The organism is Eleftheria terrae (assembly GCF_030419005.1).
Lineage (GTDB): Bacteria > Pseudomonadota > Gammaproteobacteria > Burkholderiales > Burkholderiaceae_C > Caldimonas > Caldimonas terrae.
Genome location: NZ_CP106951.1, coordinates 1,786,162 through 1,805,203, shown reverse-complemented (window position 1 = coordinate 1,805,203; position 19,042 = coordinate 1,786,162). Strand labels below are relative to the sequence as shown.

Sequence of the window (19,042 nt, the reverse complement as noted above, 5' to 3'; positions counted from 1 at the left end):
TCTACGGGTGCTGCGTTGCGAGCGTCAATTATGAGGCGGCAAGCCGCCATTGCAACGCTGTCTCTGTCATTGTGGGTCGGCGAATCACGAACGCAATGATTGCAAGATGTGTCGACTGGCTGGGCCGGAACCGTGCCACGCTGCCGTCCGGGGTCCCCCCTCACGGCGTGGGCGAGAGGGCTTCCCGCCCCATCACCACCTCTAGCAGGGTGTCGATCAGCACGGTGGAGTCGATCGGCTTGCCGATATGGGCGTCGAAGCCGGCGGCGAAGGCCTTGGCGCGGTCGCGGGCACTCGCAAAAGCCGTCAGGGCCACGGCCGGCACGCGCCGCAGGCCCTGCCGCAGCTCCTCGGCGCGCCAGCGCCGAATGAAGCTGTAGCCGTCTTCATCAGGCATCGCGATGTCCGAAATCAAGGCGTCGGGCTGCTGCTGCGGCGGCAGCTCCGCCAGGTAGCGGAAGGCGGAGGAGGCGTTGTCGAAGCTGGCCAGCTCCGCATTCTGGTCGCGCAGGATGAAGGAGAGGATCTCGCGGCCGTCCGCGTCGTCCTCCACCACCACGATGCGCTTGCGCGCGAGCTGCTGCGCGCGGCCGTCGTCGCCGCGCTGGCTGCCGGACGGGTCGGGGCGTGCCTCGGCCAGCCGGCGCGGCAGCTCCACCACGAACGCGGCGCCCCGGCCGATGCCGTCGCTGTGCGCCCGCAGCCGGCCGCCATGCAAGTCGACCAGCTGGCGTGCCAGCGACAGGCCCAGCCCGAGCCCGCCCTGGCGGCGCGTGCTGGAGCCGTCGGCCTGGTGGAAGCGGTCGAAGACCTGGGACAGCAGCTGCGGATCAATGCCGATGCCCGAGTCGCGCACCTCGATCTCCAGCGCGTGCGGCTGCAGCCGGGTGGCGACGTCGACCCGCCCCTCTTCCGGCGTGAACTTGATGGCGTTGGAAATCAGGTTGGCCAGCACCTGGCGCAGGCGCTCGACGTCCATCTCGACCATGCCGATCTGCGGGTCGTGTGCCACCGTCAGGGTGATGCGCTTGGCCTGCGCGCCCGGGCGGAAATTCTCGACCGCTTGTTCCACCACGGGTGCCAGCTCCGCACGCCGGGTTTCCAGGTTGAGCTTGCTGCGCAGCAGGCGCTGGGTGTCCAGCAGGTCGTCCACCATGCGGGCCTGCGCCTGCGTGTTGCGGTCGATGGCGTCGAGGGCGCGCAGTTGCGCAGGTGTCAGCTCGCCGGTCTGTCTCAGGACGTGGGCCCAGCCGCGGATGGCATTCAGCGGCGAGCGCAGTTCGTGCGAGACCACGGCAACGAATTCGTCCTTGGCCGAGGCCAGCGCCTCGGCCTCGGCGCGGGCGGCCCGTTCCCGTTCCAGCAGGGCCTCGCGCTCGATTTCGCGTTCCTTGCGCTCGGTGATGTCCTCGGCGATGCCGCCGATGCGGACCACCACGCCGTCCTGGTCGCGCAACTGGAAGCGCCGGTCGCGGATCCAGCGCGGCTGGCCGTCCGCGCGGCGGATGCGGTATTCGCGCCAGGCGTCCGGGCTGCCGGACGAAATCGCCTCGGCGAAGAAGGGCGCCGGCAGGCCCGCCGTTTCAGGCGCGATCAAAGCGGTCCGCCACAGTTCGGGGTTGGCCTGCAGCGCCTCGCAAGACCGGCCCCACACCCGCTCGAAGGCCGGGCTGACGTACAGCAGCCGGCCGCCACCCGCCTCGGCGAGCCAGAACACGTCGTCGCTGCTTTCGGCGAACTGCCGGAAGCGCTGCTCGCTTTCCTCCAGGGCCGACACCGCGTGGCGACGCTGCGTGATGTCGTAGGCGATGCACAGCACCGTCTCGACGCTGCCTTCACGGTCGAACTCGGGAATCAGGCGACAGATGTAGTGGCTCACCGGCCGGACCGGATCGTCGCGCTCGACGGTGAACTGGCACTCCTGCTCCTGCTGTGTCTGCAGGGCCGCCAGCGCGGTACTGCGCCATTGTTCGGCCACCACGGACGGTAGCCCGGCCTGGCCGCTGGTGCAGCCGATCAGCTGGGCCGGTGGCAAGCCGAAGGCGGTTTCGATGGCGCGGTTGGCATAGACATGGCGCAGCCGCCGGTCCAGCCGGGTGATGACGTCCGGTGCGTTCTCCACCAGGGTCCGGAACTCGCGTTCACGCTGGTCCAGCGCGTCCTCCACCTGTTTCTGGTGTTCGATTTCGGTCGCCATGCCGGCCCAGAGCAGGGGCTCGTCCAGCGCGTTGCACATCAGTTGCGCGCGGCACAGGTGCCAGCGGAACTGGCCGCGGGCGTTGCGCAGCCGGAACTGGCCTTCGAACTTGCCGCCTTCGGCATGCGCCCGCCGCCATTGCTCCACCAGGGCCAGGTGGTCGTCGGGATGCACCAGGTCCAGCCAGACGTCTGCCAACGAGCAGTCGTTGGCCAAGCCGGTGTACTCGAACCAGTGCTGGTTCACATACACCGCGCTGCCGTCCGGCGAGCAGGCGAACAGCAGGGCCGGCACTGCGTTCGCGACACCGGCGAAGGGCAGCCCGGCAAGCGCTGGCAAGGCCACTTGCCCGGTCCGGCCGGCAGCGCGCAAGGTATGGAAGGTGACGAGCCAGGCCGCGCTGGCCAGGGTGTACAGGCGCTGCACGCGCAGGTAGCCCTGCGCGCAGGTGCCGCGGCGCAGGCGGGCGACGCGGGCGTGCGCCTCGCGCTGGCCTGCTTCGGAGTCGAGGTCGATCAAGGTGTCCTGGCTGTCCAGCAAGGCCTCCAGCGGGAGCCCCAGGACCTCGGCGGGCTGCATGCCGAGCAGTTCCGGCAGGGCGCCCCCCGCACTGGCGACACAGGGCGCACCGGCGGTCGGGGTCTCCATCACGACGAAGGACAGCTCGCCCAGCGCCACACCGGCGTCAGTAAGCATGGGGACGGCCGCCGCGGCTGCGTGCGGTTGTGCTTGCATGCGCGCTCCTCAGCAGGCGCCTGAACGGCGGGAAAGGCAATGGGAAGGGAACAGATCCGGCAAGGCGTTTGGCTGGGGAAGGAAGGTCAGCGGTAGCGGGCCGATCGCTGCCAGGGATGCGGCAGCGCGTGGGCGCCATTGTCGTCTGCGCAGGCCTGCGCCTGGCGCGGCGGGCCATCCAGCCTGCGCTCGGGGGCCGCCGTGCTGCTGGCGCCACTCATGTCCTCGGCGTCCATGGTCGATGAATGCCGCGTACTGCGGTGTATCGGCCCACTGTGAGCATCGTGGGCTATGGGGCTGGCCATTGCGAACTCTCCTGCGGATCAAGGAGCGGGACGTGCAGCAAGGTCGTACCTCGGGCCAGCACGTCGCCCCAACAAACCGGACGAACGAAATCCTGTTTCCTGGCCCATTCGCCGTGCGTTCAAGGGCAGGACGTGGGTCGGAACAGTACACATCACGCTACATCGCAAACAGCGTGCCTGCTCCCTCTCGCCAGCAAAAAGACCGATGGCTGGCGGCTGGCGGCGAGTGGCGGCGAACGGCTCAACCCGCGTCTGCTTCAGGGTGAATCGTGCCGGGAGCACGGCTTACCGCCCCGCGGAAATTCCTGCGGAGTCTGCGCGCCTGCGGCACGACGGCGGGCAGGTGGCGGCGCCACAGCGGCACGGTGGTTGCTGGGTGTGGTCCGTGAGCGGCTCGGCCAACCGGCCCTCAGCGGCCCCGCGGCTGCTGCTGCACACAACACTTCCACTAACTCTGACAGGAGCATGCCCGTGATCAACTTCATCATTTGGTTAGTCGTCGGCGGTGTGATCGGCTGGATCGCCAGCATGATCATGCGGACGGACGCCCAACAGGGCCTCATCCTCAATGTCGTGGTCGGCATCGTCGGTGCCGCGCTCGGCGGCTGGCTGATCTCACCGCTGGTCGGCGTGCCCAGCATCAACCAGGACGCCTTCAGCCTCGGCGCCATGCTGGTCTCGCTGGTGGGAGCCGTGGTCCTTCTCGCGGTGGTGAACCTGCTGCGACGCGGAAGCGTCCGCTGACGGAAAAAACGGCGGGATCCGCCTTGACGGCGCCCCGCCCGCTGCAAATCTCTCTGCAATTCCTACTCAACCACTCTGCGGGCGAGACCCGCGACAGGAGCGATTTCATCATGGAAAACCAGCCTAGCACCTCCATTGGCACCTCTGGCATCGGCAGCAACGGTGTCGGCTCGGGCGCGGGCATTGGCAGCGGAGCCAGCACCACGACCTCGGGCCTGGGCAGCAGCACGAGCAGCTCCGCCTCGACGAGCAGCATGGTCGAACGCATGGCCCAGACAGCCCATGAGGCCGTCGACCGGGTCGCTGCCAAGGCTGGCCCGACGCTTGAGAAGCTGCGCGGCAGTGCCTCGACGGCGCGCGAGCAGTTCCACAGCAAGGCAGGCCAGTTCGGCGAGATGGAAGAGCAATGGGTCGAGGCCGCACGCGGCTATGTGCGGGAGCATCCGTTCACGGCAGTGACCGTGGCGGCGCTGGCCGGCATGCTCATCGCTCGCCTGACGAGCCATCGTTGAGATGGGGCCCGCCACGTCCACCGAGGCACCGGCCGCAGCGGATGCGGCCGCCGCCTTCCACGCGGCCGCCGCCCACCAGGAAGCGGCGGCGGCCGCCGCCGGGCCCGAGTCTTTCTCGCGTGCGGCCGGCTCGCTCTGGCATGAACTGCGAGCCTCGCTGCAGGAACGGGTGAAACTGTTCTCGCTGGAGGCCCAGCGGACCGGGCTCACCCTGGTCCAGCTGGTGCTATACGCCGTGCTGGCAGCGGTGCTCATCGTCACTGCCTGGCTGGGGTTGATGGGCGGCCTGGCGGCTTGGCTGGTGATCGAGCGCGGGGTGCACTGGGGCGCGGCGCTGCTGGCCGTGGTCGCGCTCAACCTGATCTTTGCCGGCGTCCTCACCTGGTCCATGCGCGGCTTGGTACACCGCATGGGTTTTCCTGCGACGGTGCGGCAGCTCAAGCCGTTCAGCCAGCAGCGGCATCCGCAGACTTCCTGACCTGGAGCCCACATGCTTCGTTCCCTTCTGACCCAGATCGATGCGCAGATCGAGCAGACCGAGGCGCAGGTGCGCCTGCAGGACGCGCGCACCTCTGCCAGCTGGCAGCAGGCGCAGACGGCCGGCAAGCAGCGGGCTCGCACACTGCTCATCGGCGGCGCCACCACGCTGGTTACCGGCTGGCTGTGGCGGCGTGTCACCCGCGGCTCCCGCAAGGGGCGTGCACGGCGTGAGCAGCGGCAGCGCGGTGGCTGGCTGCAGATGCTGCTGAAACCCGCCTTGCTGCCCTTGGTGGCTTCGGCGGTGACACCCCTGGTGGGTCGCAAGGGATCGGCCTTCCTCGCCGGCCTCGGACTGCCTTTCGCGCAGCCCGAGCCGGTGGCGCTGGGCACTGCGGCCCAGCTGGATCTGGAGCGGTATGCCGGCGTTTGGTACGAGATCGCTTGCCTGCCGCCCGCGCGGCCGGAGGACTTGGGCGCCAGCGATGTGCTGGTGGCCTTCGAGTGGCAGCCCGACGGCAGCTGCAACGTGATCCAGCAGTGCCTGCGCGGCGACGGCAGCCTGCAGCGCCAGGACGGGGTGGTGCGGGCGGCCGACCCGGAACAACCATCGCGGCTGGAGCTGAGCTTTGCGCCGGCGTGGCTGCGCTGGTGGCCCGGCTCATGGTCCGACCACTGGGTGCTGCACGTCGAGGCCGACTACTCCGCCGCGCTGGTTGGCACCCCCGACCGTGACGGCCTGTGGCTGCTGTCGCGCAGCCCCACGCTGGACGAGGACACCTTCGCCGAATTCGTCCTGCTCGCGCAGCAGGCCGGTTTCGACGTCAAGCGCCTGGTGCGCACGGCCCACACGTCGGCTGGCGCAGGCGCGGTCGCCAGCGCGGCGCGAGCCGCCGGTGCAGCGGGTGCGGCAGCCGCGCATCCGGTGCCCGGGGCACGGGAGGAGGCGGCGCCGCCCCGCGCCACCTACCACTGAGTCGCGCCGCGGCGCGGGCCGCGCCATTTTTGCCGATGCCCCACTTGTTCGAGGTCCACGTGCCGATCGGGGAGCTGATCCTCCGCGGCACGCTGATGTACTGGTTCCTGTTTCTCATCTTCCGCTTCGTGGTCCGGCGCGATGTCGGCTCGGTCGCCATTGCCGACGTGCTGTTGCTGGTCGTCATTGCCGACGCCGCGCAGAACGCGATGGCCGGCGGCTACGACACCGTCAGCGAAGGCGCGCTGCTGGTCGCCACGATCGTCGGCTGGAACTACCTGCTGGACTGGGCGAGCTACCGCTTCACGCTGGTGCGGCGCTTCGCCGAGCCGCCGCCGCTGCCGCTGGTCTGGCGCGGTCGGGTGCTGCACCGCAACCTGCGCCGCGAGTACCTGTCGATGCAGGAGCTGCAGAGCAAGCTGCGCGAGCACGGGGTGGAGGAACTGTCGGAAGTGAAAGCCGCCTACATGGAGCCCGACGGCGCCGTCAGCGTCATCCTGGTCAAGGATCAACGGCGCGCCTGAACGGCTGGGGCGAGACGCCCTGTCCGGCGGCCAGGGCCGGCGCGGGGTGGCGCCACCCGGAGGGGGGTTGCAAGCGATGTTCGTCGCCCTGCGGAACGCAGCGGCACCGGGCTTGCTGATCAAGATCATCCACTTCAGGAGCACACCATGGCACAAAGCAGCCTGCTCGGCGGGCAACGCGCCCCGCAGCGCAATGAAGGCAGTCGCACCGGCATGCTCGGCCCGAGCGACACGTCGGACACTGGCAGCGACATCCAGGGCGGCCCCGGCCTGGTCGACACCCAGGCCCTGGGCCTGGATGCCGGACCCACCTCGGACCTCGACCGCCGCGGCGGCGCCGGCGCGGACCTGGGCGACGCCGAGCTGGATGCCGACAGCGATTCCACCGGCAGCGGCGAGCGGGCGCTCGCCGATCGCGACGCCGGCTGGCGCGAGGGCGCGGACATCGCACCGGACCGCATCGAGGATGACGAAGATGCGCTGGGCATGACGGCCGAAGCCGATCTGGCCGGCATCGACGAGGATGACTTCGCCATCGAGGACGATGAGGACAGCGTTGATGCCGACATCGACGCCGCCACCCGCGCCGCCCGGCGCGACGCCCACTGAGATGGGGCGCGGTCGCGCGGCTCAGCTGGCGGCCAGGAAGCGCTGCAGCTCGCGCAGGTCGATCGGCTTGACGAGGTGCGCGTCGAAGCCGGCCGCCAGTGCACGCTCGATGTCCTGCGGCTGGCCGTAGCCCGACAGCGCCACCAGCCGCGTGCTGCGGCCGGCGGCGCGCAGTCGCTGAGCGACCTCGTAGCCGTTCAGACCGGGCAGGCCGATGTCGACCAGCGCCAGGTCAGGCTCGCAGTCCATCACCGTCTGCAGGCCGCTCAGCCCGTCCTGCGCCACCGTGACGCGGTGGCCGGCCAGGGTGAGCAGGTTCTCGATGGCATTGCGGGCGTCCTCGTTGTCCTCCACCACCACCACTTGCCGCGCGCCGGCGGTGGTCTCTGCCGACAGGGCCGCCACCGCGGGCGGCGCAATGGCGCGCTGCAAGCGGACGGTGAAGCGGCTACCCAGGTTAGGGCCGGCGCTGTCGGCCGTGACGCTGCCACCGTGCAGCTCCACGATGCGTCGCACCAGCGTCAGCCCGATGCCGAGGCCGCCCTGTCGGCGGTCGAGCGAACGCTCGCCCTGCACGAACAGGTCGAACACCCGGGGCAGCAGGGCGTCGGGGATGCCAATGCCGCTGTCGCTGATCTGCAGCACGGCCTGGTCGCCCTCCGGGAAAACACGCACCTCGATGTGGCCTTCCGCCGGCGTGTACTTGGCGGCATTGGTCAGCAGGTTCGTCACCACCTGCTCGATGCGCATGGCGTCCGCTTCGATCCAGACGTCCTGCAGGTCCACCGTCAATCTGTGTTGGCCGAAGGTGCCCGAGACCTCCAGGGCGCCGAGCGGGCGCTGCACCAGCTGCGCGAAGTTGAGGCACTGGCGGGCCAGCGTGATCTTGCCGGCGGTTGCGCGCGCCATGTCCAGCAAGTCGTTCATCAGCCCGGCGAGGTGACGAGTCTGGCGGCCGATGATGCGCCGGGCGCTCTGCGCGGTGTCATTCTGGGCGCCGACCCGATTGAGCACCTCCACCGCCGCGGCGATCGCGCCCAGCGGGTTGCGCAGCTCATGGCCCAGCATGGCAAGGAACTCGTCCTTGGCGCGATTCGCGTTCTCGGCATCACGACGCGCCGCCTGTTCGCGGGCGACAAAAGCGGCCCGCTCCTGTTCCACCGTCTTTTCGTCGGTGACGTCCACGCTGACGCCGATCATGCGGTCGGCATGGTCCTGCCCGTCATACGAGAGCAGGACCCGGCTGGCCAGCCAGCGCAGCGAGCCGTCCGGCCGCAGCACCCGGAACTCGAAGGTGGTCTGCTCGTCGCGGCGCGCCACCGCTTCATCCACCGCACGGCGCACCGCCGGCACGTCCTCCGGCAGCAGGTGGGCGGTCCAGCCTTTCCAGCCGCCGCCCGGATGGTGTGAGGGCAGGCCGAACAGCTTGGCGAGGCCGGAGGTCCAGATCACCACGTCTTCGGCGAAGTGGTAGTCGAAGAAGCCGACGTGGCCGGCTTCCTGCGCCAGGTCCACCAGGTTCTGGCTCTCGCGCAGGCGGCGCTCGGCGCTGATGAGCCGTTCTTCGGCGTGCTTGCGCTCGGTGATGTCGACGAAGGCGCCGATGGCGCCGCGTGATTGCCCCTCGGGACCGAGCAGCGGCACCGCATAGGCCAGCACGTTGACGACGCGGCCATCAGGGTGCACCACGTCGAGTTCCACATCGCTCAGCTCCACGCCCAGCGTGCAGGCGCGCTGGATCGGCAACTCGTCGGACGGCAACTCCCGGTCGTGGCGGAACACCCGGGCGGCGCCGACCGGCAGCGGCTCGCCGGGCCCGGGCAATTCGCTGCGGCCCGGCACCGTGTTGAACATCGTGGCCAGCGCCGGATTCATCAGCACGCCGCGGCAGCCAGCTTCCTGGGTGATGGCCAAACCAATGGGGCTGCTGTTGAACAGGGCTTCGAACTCGTCGGCCTTGGCCTGCAGGCGCTGGCGTGCCACCTCGCGTTGCTCGGCCGCCTGGACCAGGGCGTCGCGCAGCACTTCGATCTCGCGGACCACGATCTTGCCCGGCGCCGAGGCGGGCCCCTCGTTGGCGAGTTGCAGCAGCGGGTCGGTCACCTGGCGCGCGACGATGAGCGCCAGGATCAGCCCGAGCGACAGCGACAGGGCGCCTGCGCCGACCGCAGACGCGACCGCCGAGAGGTGCGCCCGGTTCAGCGGTGCCGCTGCGATGCCCACTCCCACGCCCCAGCCGGCGATCGCCACTCGCTGCCAGGCTGAGTAAGTGGTGCTGACCCCGATGAAGGGCGACTTCTGCAGGCCGCCCGGATCGCCCGTGATGGGCGGGTTGTCCTCGTTGAGGTCGGCGCCCACCCACTGGTCGGGGTGCAGGCTGTGGGCAATGATGCGGGAGTTGGCATCGAAGAGGGACAGAAAGCCGCCCTTCGGCACGCTGGCGTTGTGCATCAGCGCCTGCCAGTTCGAGGCGGGGATGCGGGCACCGAGCACATAGCGCAGGCTGCCGTCGATGATGACGGGCACCTGCACCGCGGTCACCAGTTGCCGGCCGTCCTGCTCGAGCATCAAGTCGGTCACCACCGGCTGGCGGGTGCGCTTCAGGCGTTCGAACTCGGGCGTGCCTTCAATGTTGGCCAGCACCGGCCCGAGGGGCCGGTCGGTGGAGAACAACAGGTCCCCGTTGGGGGCCACCAGGTAGGCGTTGCTCCAGGTGGCACGCAGCGTCGGTTGCTGCGTCAGCGTCCGGTAGAACCGGGCCACGTCGTTGCGTTGCAGTGACTCTGAATAAGCCAGTATCGACAAAGCGTCCACTGACGAGACGATTTCGCGCTCGACAGCCAAGGCGAACGTGTCCGCAGTGCGTTTCAGGCCTTCTTCAAGCTGGGTGCGACCGGCCAGCGTCTCCTGGTAGATCAGATATGAGACAAAGACCGCCAGCGGCACGGTGGCGACCAGGATCACCATCACGAAATACACCCGCAGCGACGAGGCAGGCCACTTGAACAGCCGGCGCCAGCGGCCGGTGCCGGGCGACGGCAGTCCACGGCGCGACGGCTGGGCTTGGGACATGGGGGGGGAGGAGAGGTCGAGTCGCAAGGGTCGAGGGAGGTCGCTGCGCCCGCGGGCGCCAAAGCGAGATGGTGCGCACCTTCGGGTCTCGCGCACCGAACCGAATGTAACCAGCGTCGCCCCTCCGGCTGGTCCTGCAGCGCTGGGGAGCGCTGCTCGACGGGCATAGGGCTTGCCGTGTCAGCACAGAGAGCTTCGTGCCACGTTGCGCGCACCGGCCTCGCCGGAGCGCGCAGGAATCCGCGAGTTCTCCTCCACTGAAACCAAGTGAAAGGAGCGATCGATGGAAAGCAATATCACGGGCCAGGGCGCCCGCATCGACATCAACGAGAGCGGCCCCGGACCGCGCCTGATGACCGCCGACACCTTGACCGGCGACAAGGTGGTCAACCGGCAGGACGAGACCCTGGGGACGATCAGCGAAATCATGCTGGACGTGCCGCGCGGCCGCATTGCCTATGCCGTGATGTCGTCCGGTGGCTTCCTCGGGTTGGGCGACAAGTTGTTCGCCATTCCGTGGAGCGCCCTGACGCTCGACACGGACCGCAAGTGCTTCGTGCTGGATGCCGACAAGAGCCTGTTTGCCAACGCCGAGGGCTTCGACAAGGACCATTGGCCAGAAAGTCCCAACCTGGACTGGCACCAGAACCTGCACACCCTCTACAAGTCCCGCCCGTTCTGGGAGTAAACCATGGATAGCGCCGCATTCAACCTCGAGACCGGCAAGCGCTTCATCGAGCGCGCCCGTGACTCGCTGGTCAGTCGCACCGAGTCGATGAGCCCCAGCCGGGGCATCTGGATCGCGCTGGCGCTCGGGCTGATCGCCGGTGCCAGCGTTGCTGCCTGGCGTGTGCGCGAGAAACGCCGCCAGGCGGCCGCCGCCGAGCCAGACTACCTGCAGCGCGGCCAGTCGCAGGAAGCGTCCAGCCGGGGACTGGGGGCGGATGACAGCACCAGCCTGAGCCGCAACATCGACCCCTATCCGGCCAGCCGCAGTGCCGATGCGTTGAAGTCGGCACCCGGCACCAGCACGCGTCAGTAGCGGGCAGCCTCTTGCCGCGGCGACTCCCATGATCCGGGCCTTCCTCGGTCGCCGCCTGCGCCCCTTCGGGGGCGCTTTTGTTTCTCGGGAAGATTTACCGGCCGGCCCGCTGCCTGTACATGAGGCGCCGGTGGCCGCCGCTTGCCGTGACTTCGGACCCCGTGGCACGCCGATTGCCATAGGGGTGAATCACTTCTCACCGATGGATCACCATGAGATCACCCTCCAAAAGATCCGCGCTGAAGATCGCCCTCATCAGCGAGCACGCTTCTCCTCTGGCGACCCTTGGTGGTATCGATGCCGGCGGCCAGAACATCTATGTGATGCACGTGGCGCAGTGCCTGGCGCGAGCCGGCCATCAAGTGGATGTGTTCACACGTCGTGACGATCCTGCGTTGCCGACGGTGGTGCACCTGCGCCCCGGCCTGCGCGTGATTCACATCGATGCCGGGCCGGCCCGCTTCGTCCCCAAGGAGCAACTGCTGCAGCACATGCCGGAGTTCGCACGTGCCTGCGAGGTGCTCTGCCGCAATGCGGGTGGCTACGACGTGGTGCATGCCAACTTCTTCATGTCCGGCTGGGTGGCGTTGCAGCTGAAGCAGGCGCTCGGCCTGCCTTTCGCCATCACCTTCCATGCCCTTGGCCTGGTGCGGCGCGAACACCAGGGGGGCGCCGACGCCTTCCCGGAAGAGCGCATCGAGATCGAGAAGACGCTGGTCGAGGAAGCCGACTGCATCATCGCCGAATGCCCGCAGGACCAGGACGACCTGGTGCGGCTGTACGGGGCGGACGAGCAGAAGATGGTGATGGTGCCCTGCGGCTTCGATGCTGCGGAGTTCGCGCCGATGGATCGCAGCGCGGCGCGTCGCCAGCTGGGGCTGGATGAGCAGGAATTCGTGGTGCTTCAGCTCGGCCGCATGGTGCCGCGCAAGGGCGTGGACAACGTGGTTCGGTCGCTGGCCCACCTGGATGCCGACCTGCCGGTGCGCCTGCTGGTGGTGGGTGGCGAATCAGACCGGCCGGACGAGGCCGTCACGCCCGAAATCGGCCGCCTGCGGCGCATTGCCGAGGAGCTGGGCGTGCAGGACCGGGTCACGTTCACCGGCCGGCGCCAGCGCCAGGATCTGCGCAGCTACTACTGCGCGGCGGACGTCTTTGTCACCACGCCCTGGTACGAGCCCTTCGGCATCACACCGCTGGAGGCAATGGCCTGCGGCACACCCGTGGTGGGCAGCGCGGTCGGTGGCATCCAGTACACCGTGATGGACGGCGTGACGGGCTACCTGGTGCCGCCCCACGACCCGACGGCCCTGGCCGAGCGGCTGGCCCACCTGCAGGCCAACCCTGCGCTGGCCCGGGCCCTGGGACGCGCCGGCATCCGCCGCGCACGGGCCATGTTCACCTGGGACCGCGTGGCCGCCCAGTTGGCCGCCACCTTCAGCACGCTGCACCGCAGTGCGGCCCGGCGTTCGGTGGTGGTGCCGATGCGGCGCGGCGCCGCGCGGCTGACGGCGGTGCAGACCGCCGCAACCTGAGATTTCTTTTCAACGCTGCAGGAGATTGCCTCAGATGACTTCCGCTTCAGCTCCCCAGATGACCTCGCTGGAGAACCAGACCGCCCTCGTCACCGGAGCCGGCAGTGGCCTGGGTGCCGAGATCGCGCGTGCGCTGGCGGCCGCCGGCGCGCGGGTGGTGGTGGCCGACCTGGATCGCGCCAAGGCCGACCGGATCGCCGGCGAGATCGACGCGAGCGGCCAGCATGCGCTGCCGCTCGCGCTCGACGTGGCGGATGCCAAGGCGGCCGGCGAGGCGGTGGTGCGCACGGTCGGGCATTTCGGCTCGCTCGACATCCTCATCAACAACGCCGGCACCGACGTCACCAAGTCCATCGACGAGCTGAGCTACGACGAGTGGGACCGGGTGATTGCCACCAACCTGCGCGGCCCCTTCGTGATGAGCAAGGCCGCAGTGGATGCGCTGCGGCAGGGCGACGGCGGCCGGGGCGGGCAGATCGTCAACGTCGCCTCCACCGCCGCCAAGCGGGCCTGGCCGAATGCAAGTGCCTACCACGCCAGCAAGTGGGGCCTGGTGGGCCTGTCGCACGCGCTGCACGCGGAGCTGCGGCCGCAGGGCGTGAGGGTGTCGACCTTGGTGGCGGGGGGCATGCGCACGCCCTTCCTGCTGGACCGCTTTGAAGGCATCGACCAGAGCAAGCTGCAGGACCCGGCCAACGTGGCCGTGGCGGTGCGCATGTTGCTGCAGATGCCGCGGGAGTCGGTGATTCCCGAGTTGATGGTGCTGCCCCTGATGGAGACCTCATGGCCATGATGCAAGCGCCGGCCGCCGGCGGCCTCTCGAAAGCGGTGTTCCTCGACAAGGACGGCACCGTCGTTGAGAACGTGCCCTACAACGTCGACCCCTCGCTGCTGCGCTTCACGCCGCATGCGATCGAAGGGCTGCAGATGCTGGCCGACGACGGGTTCCGCCTGATCATGATCACCAACCAGCCAGGCGTGGGCCTCGGGCTGTTCGATCTGGCGGCACTGACGCGGCTGCAGGAGGCGCTCACCGAGCGCCTGGCGCAGCACGGCCTGGTGCTGGACGGGTTCTACGCTTGCACCCATGCGCCGGGGCTCGATCCATCGCGGGCGCCCTGCAGCTGCCGCAAGCCCTCGCCGGGGCTGCTGCTGCAGGCGGCCGAGGAGCGCGGGCTGGACCTGGAGCGCTCCTGGATGATCGGCGACATCCTCGACGACATCGAGGCTGGCCGGCGCGCCGGTTGCCGCACCGTGATGCTTGACGTCGGCAACGAGACGGTGTGGCGCACCTCGGAGCTGCGCGTGCCGCATCACCGGGCGGCCGACTTGCGGGAGGCGGCGCGCTGGATCGTGCAGGCGTCGCCGCTGCCCTGGGACACTGCCGCCGCCCTCAATACCGACGGACTGCATGGCAACCAGCCTCGTGTCTGAACCGATGGTGTCGGCGCCGGAACGCTGGCGTGGCGTGCGGCGGGTGCTGGCGGTGCGGCTGGACAACCTCGGCGACGTGGTGATGACCAGTCCGGCGCTGGCCGCCATCCGGGAAAGCCTGCGTGGCGTCCACCTCGGCCTGCTCTGCTCCCGCTCGGGCGCCGCCGCGTTGCCGCACCTGCCCGAGGTGGACGAGGCCATCGTCTACGACGCGCCCTGGTCCAAGGGCAGCGCGCCGCGCGAACCTGCCGCCGACCGGGCACTGCTGCAGCGGCTGGAGGCGGGGCGCTTCGACGCGGCGGTGATCTTCACCGTCTACACGCAAAGCGCCCTGCCTGCGGCGCTGATGTGCCGCCTGGCCGGCATTCCACTGCGTCTGGCGCACAGCCGCGAGAACCCGTACGACCTGCTGAGCGACTGGCTGCCCGACCCGGAGCCGGCCCAGGGCATTCGCCACGAAGTGGAGCGGCAGCTGGCATTGGTCGCCTCGGTCGGCCTGCGGACCAGTGATGACCGCCTGCGCTTCGCCTGCCGCGCGGAGGACCGGGCCAGCCTGCAGGCCAAGCTGGCGGCAGCCGGCGTGTCCCCTGAGGAGCCGGTGCTGGTCGTGCACCCCGGCGCCACGGCGGCTTCACGTCGTTACCCGGCCGACCGCTTCGGCCTGGCCGCCGACAGTGTGGCTCAGCACAGCGGCTGCCGCGTGCTGTACACGGGCGGGCCCGACGAGGCGGCCCTGATCGAGGCCGCCCAGGCCGCGATGCGGCAGCCATCGATATCGCTGGCCGGCCGGCTCACCCTGGGCGAGCTGGCTGCATTGCTGCAGCGGGCACGGCTGCTGGTGTCGAACAACAGCGGCCCGGTGCACATCGCGGCAGCGCTCGGCACGCCGGTGGTCGACCTCTACGCCCTCACCAACCCTCAGCACACGCCCTGGCGCACGCCGGCGCGGGTGCTCAACCATGACGTGCCCTGCCGCAACTGCCTGAAGAGCGTCTGCCCGCAGGGCCATCACGACTGCCTGCGCAAGGTCGAGCCACAGCGGGTGGCCCAGGCCGCCCTGGAACTGCTTGGCCCGGCTGGAGTGGCCGAAGCGGCGACCTCGCATCCCATCGTCACACCACCCATCGCCTACGCATGATCACACTCGGCATCAACGCAGCCTTCCACGACAGCTCCGCCGCCCTGGTCGCCGATGGCGTCCTGATCGCCGCGGCGGAGGAAGAACGCTTCACTCGCATCAAGCACGGCAAGCGGCCGGTGCCGTTCTCGGCCTGGGAACTGCCCTACCATGCGATCGACTTTTGCCTGGCCAAGGCCGGCCTGACGTTGAGCCAGGTGGACCATGTGGCCTACAGCTACGACCCGCAACGCTTCATCCGCGACCGCGTGCAGGGCGACACGGTGACCCTGCCGATGCAGCCGTCGGCCGGCGCGGCCGGGGAGTGGGAGAGCGTGTGGGACCCGCTGTTCGCCAGCTACATCGTCAACGCACCGCGCCAGCTGGCCGACGGCGCGCCGCACCACCTGAAGGCGCGCTTCGCCGGCGTGCGGCACGACGGCCCGTTCCGCTGGCACTTCGTCGACCACCACCTGTCGCACCAGGCCAGCGCCTACCTGGCCGCGCCCTTCGAGCGCTGCGCGGTGATGACATTGGACGGCCGCGGCGAGGAGGCCACCACCACCTACGGCCGCTATGCCGACGGCCGCTACGAGCCACTGGGCGAAGTGACGATGCCGCATTCGCTGGGCATGCTGTACGAGCGCATCACCAGCTATCTCGGTTTCCTGCATTCGAGCGACGAGTACAAGGTGATGGCGCTGGCCGCGCTCGGCCAGCCGCGTTTCCTCGACACGTTCCGCGACCTGGTGCGGGTGCGCGAGAACGGACGCTACGAGATCGCCCGCTTCGACCCGGTGGCCCTGTTCGGCCCGGCTCGTCAGCGCGGCGGGCCGATGGAGCAGCGTCATTTCGACGTCACGGCGTCCTTGCAGGCGGTGCTGGAAGAAACCGTGCTGCAGCTGGCGCGCTGGCTGCGCGAGACCACCGGCGAAACCCGGCTGGCGATGGCCGGCGGGGTGGCCCTCAACTGCGTGATGAACGCCCGGCTGCGCGACGCCGGCATCTTCGACGAGGTGTGGGTGCAGCCGGCGGCCGGCGACGCCGGCACGGCGCTCGGCGCGGCGCTGTGGATCGACGCCCAGGAGCGCAGCCGTGCCGGCGGCGGCGCAGCACCCCGGCGCTGGACCATGGAGCATGCCTATTGGGGCCCCGACTACGACGACGCAGCCATCGAGCAGCTGCTGCAGTGGGCCAAGCTGCCCTACCGCCGGCTGCAGGATGTGCCCGGCGAGACCGCCCGGCTGCTGCAGGACAACCGCATCATCGGCTGGTTCCAGGGCCGCATGGAGTTCGGCCCGCGGGCGCTCGGCGCACGCTCCATCCTGGCCTCGCCGATCGATCCGGCGATGCAGTCGCGCCTGAATGAGTTGAAGGACCGCGAGGATTTCCGGCCGGTGGCGCCGGTGGTGCCGGAGGATGACCTGCCGGCCTGGTTCACGCCGGCAGAGGCCAATGGCGGCTCGGCGCCCTTCATGCTGTTCATCTACGACGTGCTGCCCCAGCAGGCGGCCCGCATCCCGGCGGTCTGCCATGCCGACCACACGGCCCGCGTGCAGACGGTGCGCCGCGACACCAACCCCCCGTACTACGACTTGTTGAAAGCATTTGGAGCATTGACCGGTGTGCCCGTGCTCGTCAACACTTCGTTCAATGTGCGGGGTGAACCGGTCGTGTGCACTCCGCGCGATGCCATCAATGCGTTCTTCAGCACCCCGCTGGACGCCTTGGTGATCGGATCCTTCCTGCTGGAGAAAAACGCATGACGCTTCGTGTGTCGGTGGTCATCCCCACCTACAAACGACCGCAACTCCTGATGCGCTGCCTGGAGGCGCTGGTGGACCAGAGCTTCGAGCCGTCCGCCTACGAGATCATCGTCGTCGACGACGGCCAGACCGACGACACCGAAGCCGCCGTGGCCCAGCTCGCCGAGCTGACCCGCGGTTCGCCCGAGATCCGCTACCTGCGCCCGGAGGGCACGCGCGGGCCGGCGGCCGCCCGCAACCGCGGCTGGCGGGCGGCCGAATCGGCCGTCATCGCCTTCACCGACGACGACACGATCCCCGACCGCGACTGGCTGCGCTACGGCATGCTGGCGATGACCATGGACCGCGCCGCCGCCTGGGGCCGGGTGGTGGTGCCGACCGCCGACGACCCGCCCACCGACCACGAAAAGAACACCCGCGGGCTCGAAAACGCCGAATTCGTCACCGCCAACGCCTTTGTCCGGCGCGACGCGCTGGAGGCGGTGGGCGGCTTCGACGAGCGCTTCAAGCGCGCCTGGCGCGAGGACGCCGACCTCTATTTCTCGCTGCTGCAGCGCTTCGGCACCGTGGATCCGGTGCCGGCGGCGCTCGTCATCCACCCGGTGCGGCCGGCGCCCTGGGGGGTGAGCGTCATGCAGCAGGCCAACATGTTCTTCGATGCGCTGCTCTATAAAAAGCACCCGCGCCATTACCGCGAGCTGATCCGCCGCATGCCGCCGTGGCGCTACTACCTGATCGTCACCTGCGCGATCGGCGCGCTGGTGTGCGCGCTCGGCGGCTCGCCGGTGCTCGCGCTGCTGCTGGGCATGGTGGCCTGTGGCTTCATCGGTGCCTTCGCCTGGCAGCGGCTGCGCGACACCTCGCACCGGCCGCGGCATGTGGCCGAGATGGTGCTCACCTCGGTGGCCATTCCCTTCCTGTCCGTGTTCTGGCGCCTGGCTGGGGCCTTGCGCTTTCGCGTTCCGTTCATCTGAGAGAGGGCGCCCATGCACCTTGCCGCTGCCGTACCGCCTCGTGGCTCCGAAGCGCTGCCGCCCTTGCCGCGCTTTGCGCAGATCGAGCCGACCGGCAGTTGCAACCTGGCTTGCCGCATGTGCACCGTGACGCAGCGGCCCGATGGCGACGGCATGCTGACGCTGGCCCAGTTCGAGCGCTTGCTCGACGAACTGCCGCAGCTGGAAGAAGTGCACCTGCAAGGCCTCGGCGAGCCGATGCTGAACCCGCAGTTCTTCGAGATGGTGGAGCTCGCCGTGGCGCGTGGGCTGCGCGTCACCGCCAACACCAATCTGACACTGCTCACGCCTGAGCGGGCAGCACGCTGCGTGTCCAGCGGCCTGCACACCCTGTCGGTCTCGATCGACGCGGCGCACCGGGAGCTCTATGAATCGATCCGGGTGAAGGCCTCCTTCGCAAAGGTGGTGCGCAACCTGGAGCGTTTGTCGGCGGCGCGCCGGGCTGCGGCCGGCTCGGTGCTGCAGGTGCGGCTGGTGATGGTGCTGATGCGCCAGAACCTGGACGAACTGGCGGACGTGCTGCGGCTGGCGCAGCGGGTGGGCGTGCACGACGTGCTGGTGCAACGCCTGTCCAGCGACCTCGAGCAGGCGACCTTGCCGCGCCGCTACATCCCGATCCGCGACTATGTGCACCAGGCCGAGCTGACCGAGCACGACCTGCCGCATGCCATGCAGGTCTTCGCGCATGCGTCGCGGCTGGCCGCCGCCTTGGGCGTCACCCTCCATCTGCCGCGCCTGTCGCCGCGACCGGGGGCGGCCGGCTGCCGCTGGCCTTGGGACCAGCTCTACCTGACCGCGGGCGGCGACATGCTGCCCTGCTGCATGGTGGCAACGCCCGACCGGGCGAACTTCGGCAATGTGCTCGACACCGGTGTGGCAGCGCGCTGGCAAGGCGAGGCGGCCCAGCGGTTCCGCGCGCAGCTCAACAGCGCCGAGCCACCGTCGGTCTGCCGCCATTGCGCGCTGTACCACGGCGCCTTCTAG

18 protein-coding genes are annotated in these 19,042 nt (G+C 69.5%); 15 read left to right on the top strand and 3 right to left on the bottom strand.

Annotated elements, in window-relative coordinates:
• Positions 1-160: 160 nt before the first annotated feature.
• Complete coding sequence (locus tag N7L95_RS07980) at positions 161-2,932, bottom strand: hybrid sensor histidine kinase/response regulator (protein ID WP_301259289.1); 2,772 nt, start codon at positions 2,930-2,932, stop codon at positions 161-163.
• Between the two features lie 86 nt (positions 2,933-3,018).
• On the bottom strand, positions 3,019-3,168 hold the full coding sequence (locus tag N7L95_RS07975) for a hypothetical protein (RefSeq protein ID WP_301259288.1): 150 nt from the start codon (positions 3,166-3,168) through the stop codon (positions 3,019-3,021).
• Positions 3,169-3,711: 543 nt separating this feature from the next.
• Between N7L95_RS07975 and N7L95_RS07970 the strand changes: the two genes are divergently transcribed.
• From N7L95_RS07970 to N7L95_RS07945, 6 genes are all read left to right on the top strand, one after another.
• The gene (locus tag N7L95_RS07970; protein ID WP_301260098.1) at positions 3,712-3,981 is read left to right on the top strand and encodes a GlsB/YeaQ/YmgE family stress response membrane protein; all 270 of its coding nucleotides are present in this window, start codon (positions 3,712-3,714) and stop codon (positions 3,979-3,981) included.
• 23 nt (positions 3,982-4,004) lie between these two features.
• The gene (locus N7L95_RS07965) at positions 4,005-4,493 is read left to right on the top strand and encodes an ElaB/YgaM/YqjD family protein (protein WP_301259287.1); all 489 of its coding nucleotides are present in this window, start codon (positions 4,005-4,007) and stop codon (positions 4,491-4,493) included.
• 1 nt (position 4,494) lies between these two features.
• Positions 4,495-4,971 carry a phage holin family protein gene (locus tag N7L95_RS07960; RefSeq protein WP_301259286.1) on the top strand — a complete coding sequence of 159 codons (477 nt, stop codon included), beginning with the start codon at positions 4,495-4,497 and terminating at the stop codon, positions 4,969-4,971.
• A 12-nt stretch (positions 4,972-4,983) separates the two neighbouring features.
• On the top strand, positions 4,984-5,946 hold the full coding sequence (locus N7L95_RS07955) for a lipocalin family protein (RefSeq protein WP_301259285.1): 963 nt from the start codon (positions 4,984-4,986) through the stop codon (positions 5,944-5,946).
• Positions 5,947-5,981: 35 nt separating this feature from the next.
• The gene (locus N7L95_RS07950) at positions 5,982-6,470 is read left to right on the top strand and encodes a DUF421 domain-containing protein (protein WP_301259284.1); all 489 of its coding nucleotides are present in this window, start codon (positions 5,982-5,984) and stop codon (positions 6,468-6,470) included.
• A gap of 147 nt (positions 6,471-6,617) precedes the next feature.
• A complete protein-coding gene (locus N7L95_RS07945) occupies positions 6,618-7,079 on the top strand; it encodes a hypothetical protein (protein WP_301259283.1) in 462 nt (153 codons plus the stop codon).
• Between the two features lie 21 nt (positions 7,080-7,100).
• On the opposite strand, the gene N7L95_RS07940 is transcribed toward N7L95_RS07945, so the two are convergent.
• Entirely contained in the window at positions 7,101-10,151 is a 3,051-nt protein-coding gene (locus N7L95_RS07940) for an ATP-binding protein (protein WP_301259282.1), read from the bottom strand.
• Positions 10,152-10,434: 283 nt separating this feature from the next.
• Here N7L95_RS07940 and N7L95_RS07935 point away from each other — a divergent pair, with 283 nt between their 5' ends.
• The 9 genes from N7L95_RS07935 to N7L95_RS07895 all read left to right on the top strand — a co-directional run bounded on the left by N7L95_RS07935 (position 10,435) and on the right by N7L95_RS07895 (position 19,042).
• Positions 10,435-10,839 (top strand): PRC-barrel domain-containing protein, encoded by a 405-nt coding sequence (locus tag N7L95_RS07935; protein WP_301259281.1) that lies wholly within the window; start codon positions 10,435-10,437, stop codon positions 10,837-10,839.
• A gap of 3 nt (positions 10,840-10,842) precedes the next feature.
• Complete coding sequence (locus N7L95_RS07930; protein ID WP_301259280.1) at positions 10,843-11,193, top strand: hypothetical protein; 351 nt, start codon at positions 10,843-10,845, stop codon at positions 11,191-11,193.
• Between the two features lie 212 nt (positions 11,194-11,405).
• Positions 11,406-12,728: a glycosyltransferase family 4 protein gene (locus N7L95_RS07925; protein ID WP_435870070.1), complete on the top strand. Its 1,323-nt coding sequence runs from the start codon at positions 11,406-11,408 to the stop codon at positions 12,726-12,728.
• Positions 12,729-12,762: 34 nt separating this feature from the next.
• Entirely contained in the window at positions 12,763-13,521 is a 759-nt protein-coding gene (locus N7L95_RS07920) for an SDR family oxidoreductase (protein ID WP_301259279.1), read from the top strand.
• On the top strand, positions 13,512-14,162 hold the full coding sequence (locus tag N7L95_RS07915; RefSeq protein ID WP_301259278.1) for a D-glycero-alpha-D-manno-heptose-1,7-bisphosphate 7-phosphatase: 651 nt from the start codon (positions 13,512-13,514) through the stop codon (positions 14,160-14,162). Before N7L95_RS07920 ends, N7L95_RS07915 begins: the two co-directional genes overlap by 10 nt.
• Positions 14,140-15,300, top strand: a complete 1,161-nt coding sequence (waaF, locus tag N7L95_RS07910; protein WP_301259277.1) for a lipopolysaccharide heptosyltransferase II — start codon at positions 14,140-14,142, stop codon at positions 15,298-15,300. The genes N7L95_RS07915 and waaF overlap by 23 nt, the downstream gene beginning before the upstream one ends.
• A complete protein-coding gene (locus N7L95_RS07905) occupies positions 15,297-17,045 on the top strand; it encodes a carbamoyltransferase family protein (protein WP_301259276.1) in 1,749 nt (582 codons plus the stop codon). Before waaF ends, N7L95_RS07905 begins: the two co-directional genes overlap by 4 nt.
• Entirely contained in the window at positions 17,042-18,019 is a 978-nt protein-coding gene (locus N7L95_RS07900) for a glycosyltransferase family 2 protein (protein WP_301259275.1), read from the top strand. The genes N7L95_RS07905 and N7L95_RS07900 overlap by 4 nt, the downstream gene beginning before the upstream one ends.
• A gap of 12 nt (positions 18,020-18,031) precedes the next feature.
• The gene (locus N7L95_RS07895; RefSeq protein WP_301259274.1) at positions 18,032-19,042 is read left to right on the top strand and encodes a radical SAM protein; all 1,011 of its coding nucleotides are present in this window, start codon (positions 18,032-18,034) and stop codon (positions 19,040-19,042) included.

What these genes read in the sequence shown, in the direction of transcription:
- N7L95_RS07980 (WP_301259289.1), bottom strand. Translation starts at nt 2,932, where the DNA reads ATGCAAGCACAACCGCACGCAGCCGCGGCGGCCGTCCCCATGCTTACT.
- N7L95_RS07975 (WP_301259288.1), bottom strand. Translation starts at nt 3,168, where the DNA reads ATGGACGCCGAGGACATGAGTGGCGCCAGCAGCACGGCGGCCCCCGAG.
- N7L95_RS07960 (WP_301259286.1), top strand. Translation starts at nt 4,495, where the DNA reads ATGGGGCCCGCCACGTCCACCGAGGCACCGGCCGCAGCGGATGCGGCC.
- N7L95_RS07955 (WP_301259285.1), top strand. Translation starts at nt 4,984, where the DNA reads ATGCTTCGTTCCCTTCTGACCCAGATCGATGCGCAGATCGAGCAGACC.
- N7L95_RS07950 (WP_301259284.1), top strand. Translation starts at nt 5,982, where the DNA reads ATGCCCCACTTGTTCGAGGTCCACGTGCCGATCGGGGAGCTGATCCTC.
- N7L95_RS07945 (WP_301259283.1), top strand. Translation starts at nt 6,618, where the DNA reads ATGGCACAAAGCAGCCTGCTCGGCGGGCAACGCGCCCCGCAGCGCAAT.
- N7L95_RS07940 (WP_301259282.1), bottom strand. Translation starts at nt 10,151, where the DNA reads ATGTCCCAAGCCCAGCCGTCGCGCCGTGGACTGCCGTCGCCCGGCACC.
- N7L95_RS07935 (WP_301259281.1), top strand. Translation starts at nt 10,435, where the DNA reads ATGGAAAGCAATATCACGGGCCAGGGCGCCCGCATCGACATCAACGAG.
- N7L95_RS07930 (WP_301259280.1), top strand. Translation starts at nt 10,843, where the DNA reads ATGGATAGCGCCGCATTCAACCTCGAGACCGGCAAGCGCTTCATCGAG.
- N7L95_RS07925 (WP_435870070.1), top strand. Translation starts at nt 11,406, where the DNA reads ATGAGATCACCCTCCAAAAGATCCGCGCTGAAGATCGCCCTCATCAGC.
- N7L95_RS07920 (WP_301259279.1), top strand. Translation starts at nt 12,763, where the DNA reads ATGACTTCCGCTTCAGCTCCCCAGATGACCTCGCTGGAGAACCAGACC.
- N7L95_RS07915 (WP_301259278.1), top strand. Translation starts at nt 13,512, where the DNA reads ATGGCCATGATGCAAGCGCCGGCCGCCGGCGGCCTCTCGAAAGCGGTG.
- waaF (WP_301259277.1), top strand. Translation starts at nt 14,140, where the DNA reads ATGGCAACCAGCCTCGTGTCTGAACCGATGGTGTCGGCGCCGGAACGC.
- N7L95_RS07905 (WP_301259276.1), top strand. Translation starts at nt 15,297, where the DNA reads ATGATCACACTCGGCATCAACGCAGCCTTCCACGACAGCTCCGCCGCC.
- N7L95_RS07900 (WP_301259275.1), top strand. Translation starts at nt 17,042, where the DNA reads ATGACGCTTCGTGTGTCGGTGGTCATCCCCACCTACAAACGACCGCAA.
- N7L95_RS07895 (WP_301259274.1), top strand. Translation starts at nt 18,032, where the DNA reads ATGCACCTTGCCGCTGCCGTACCGCCTCGTGGCTCCGAAGCGCTGCCG.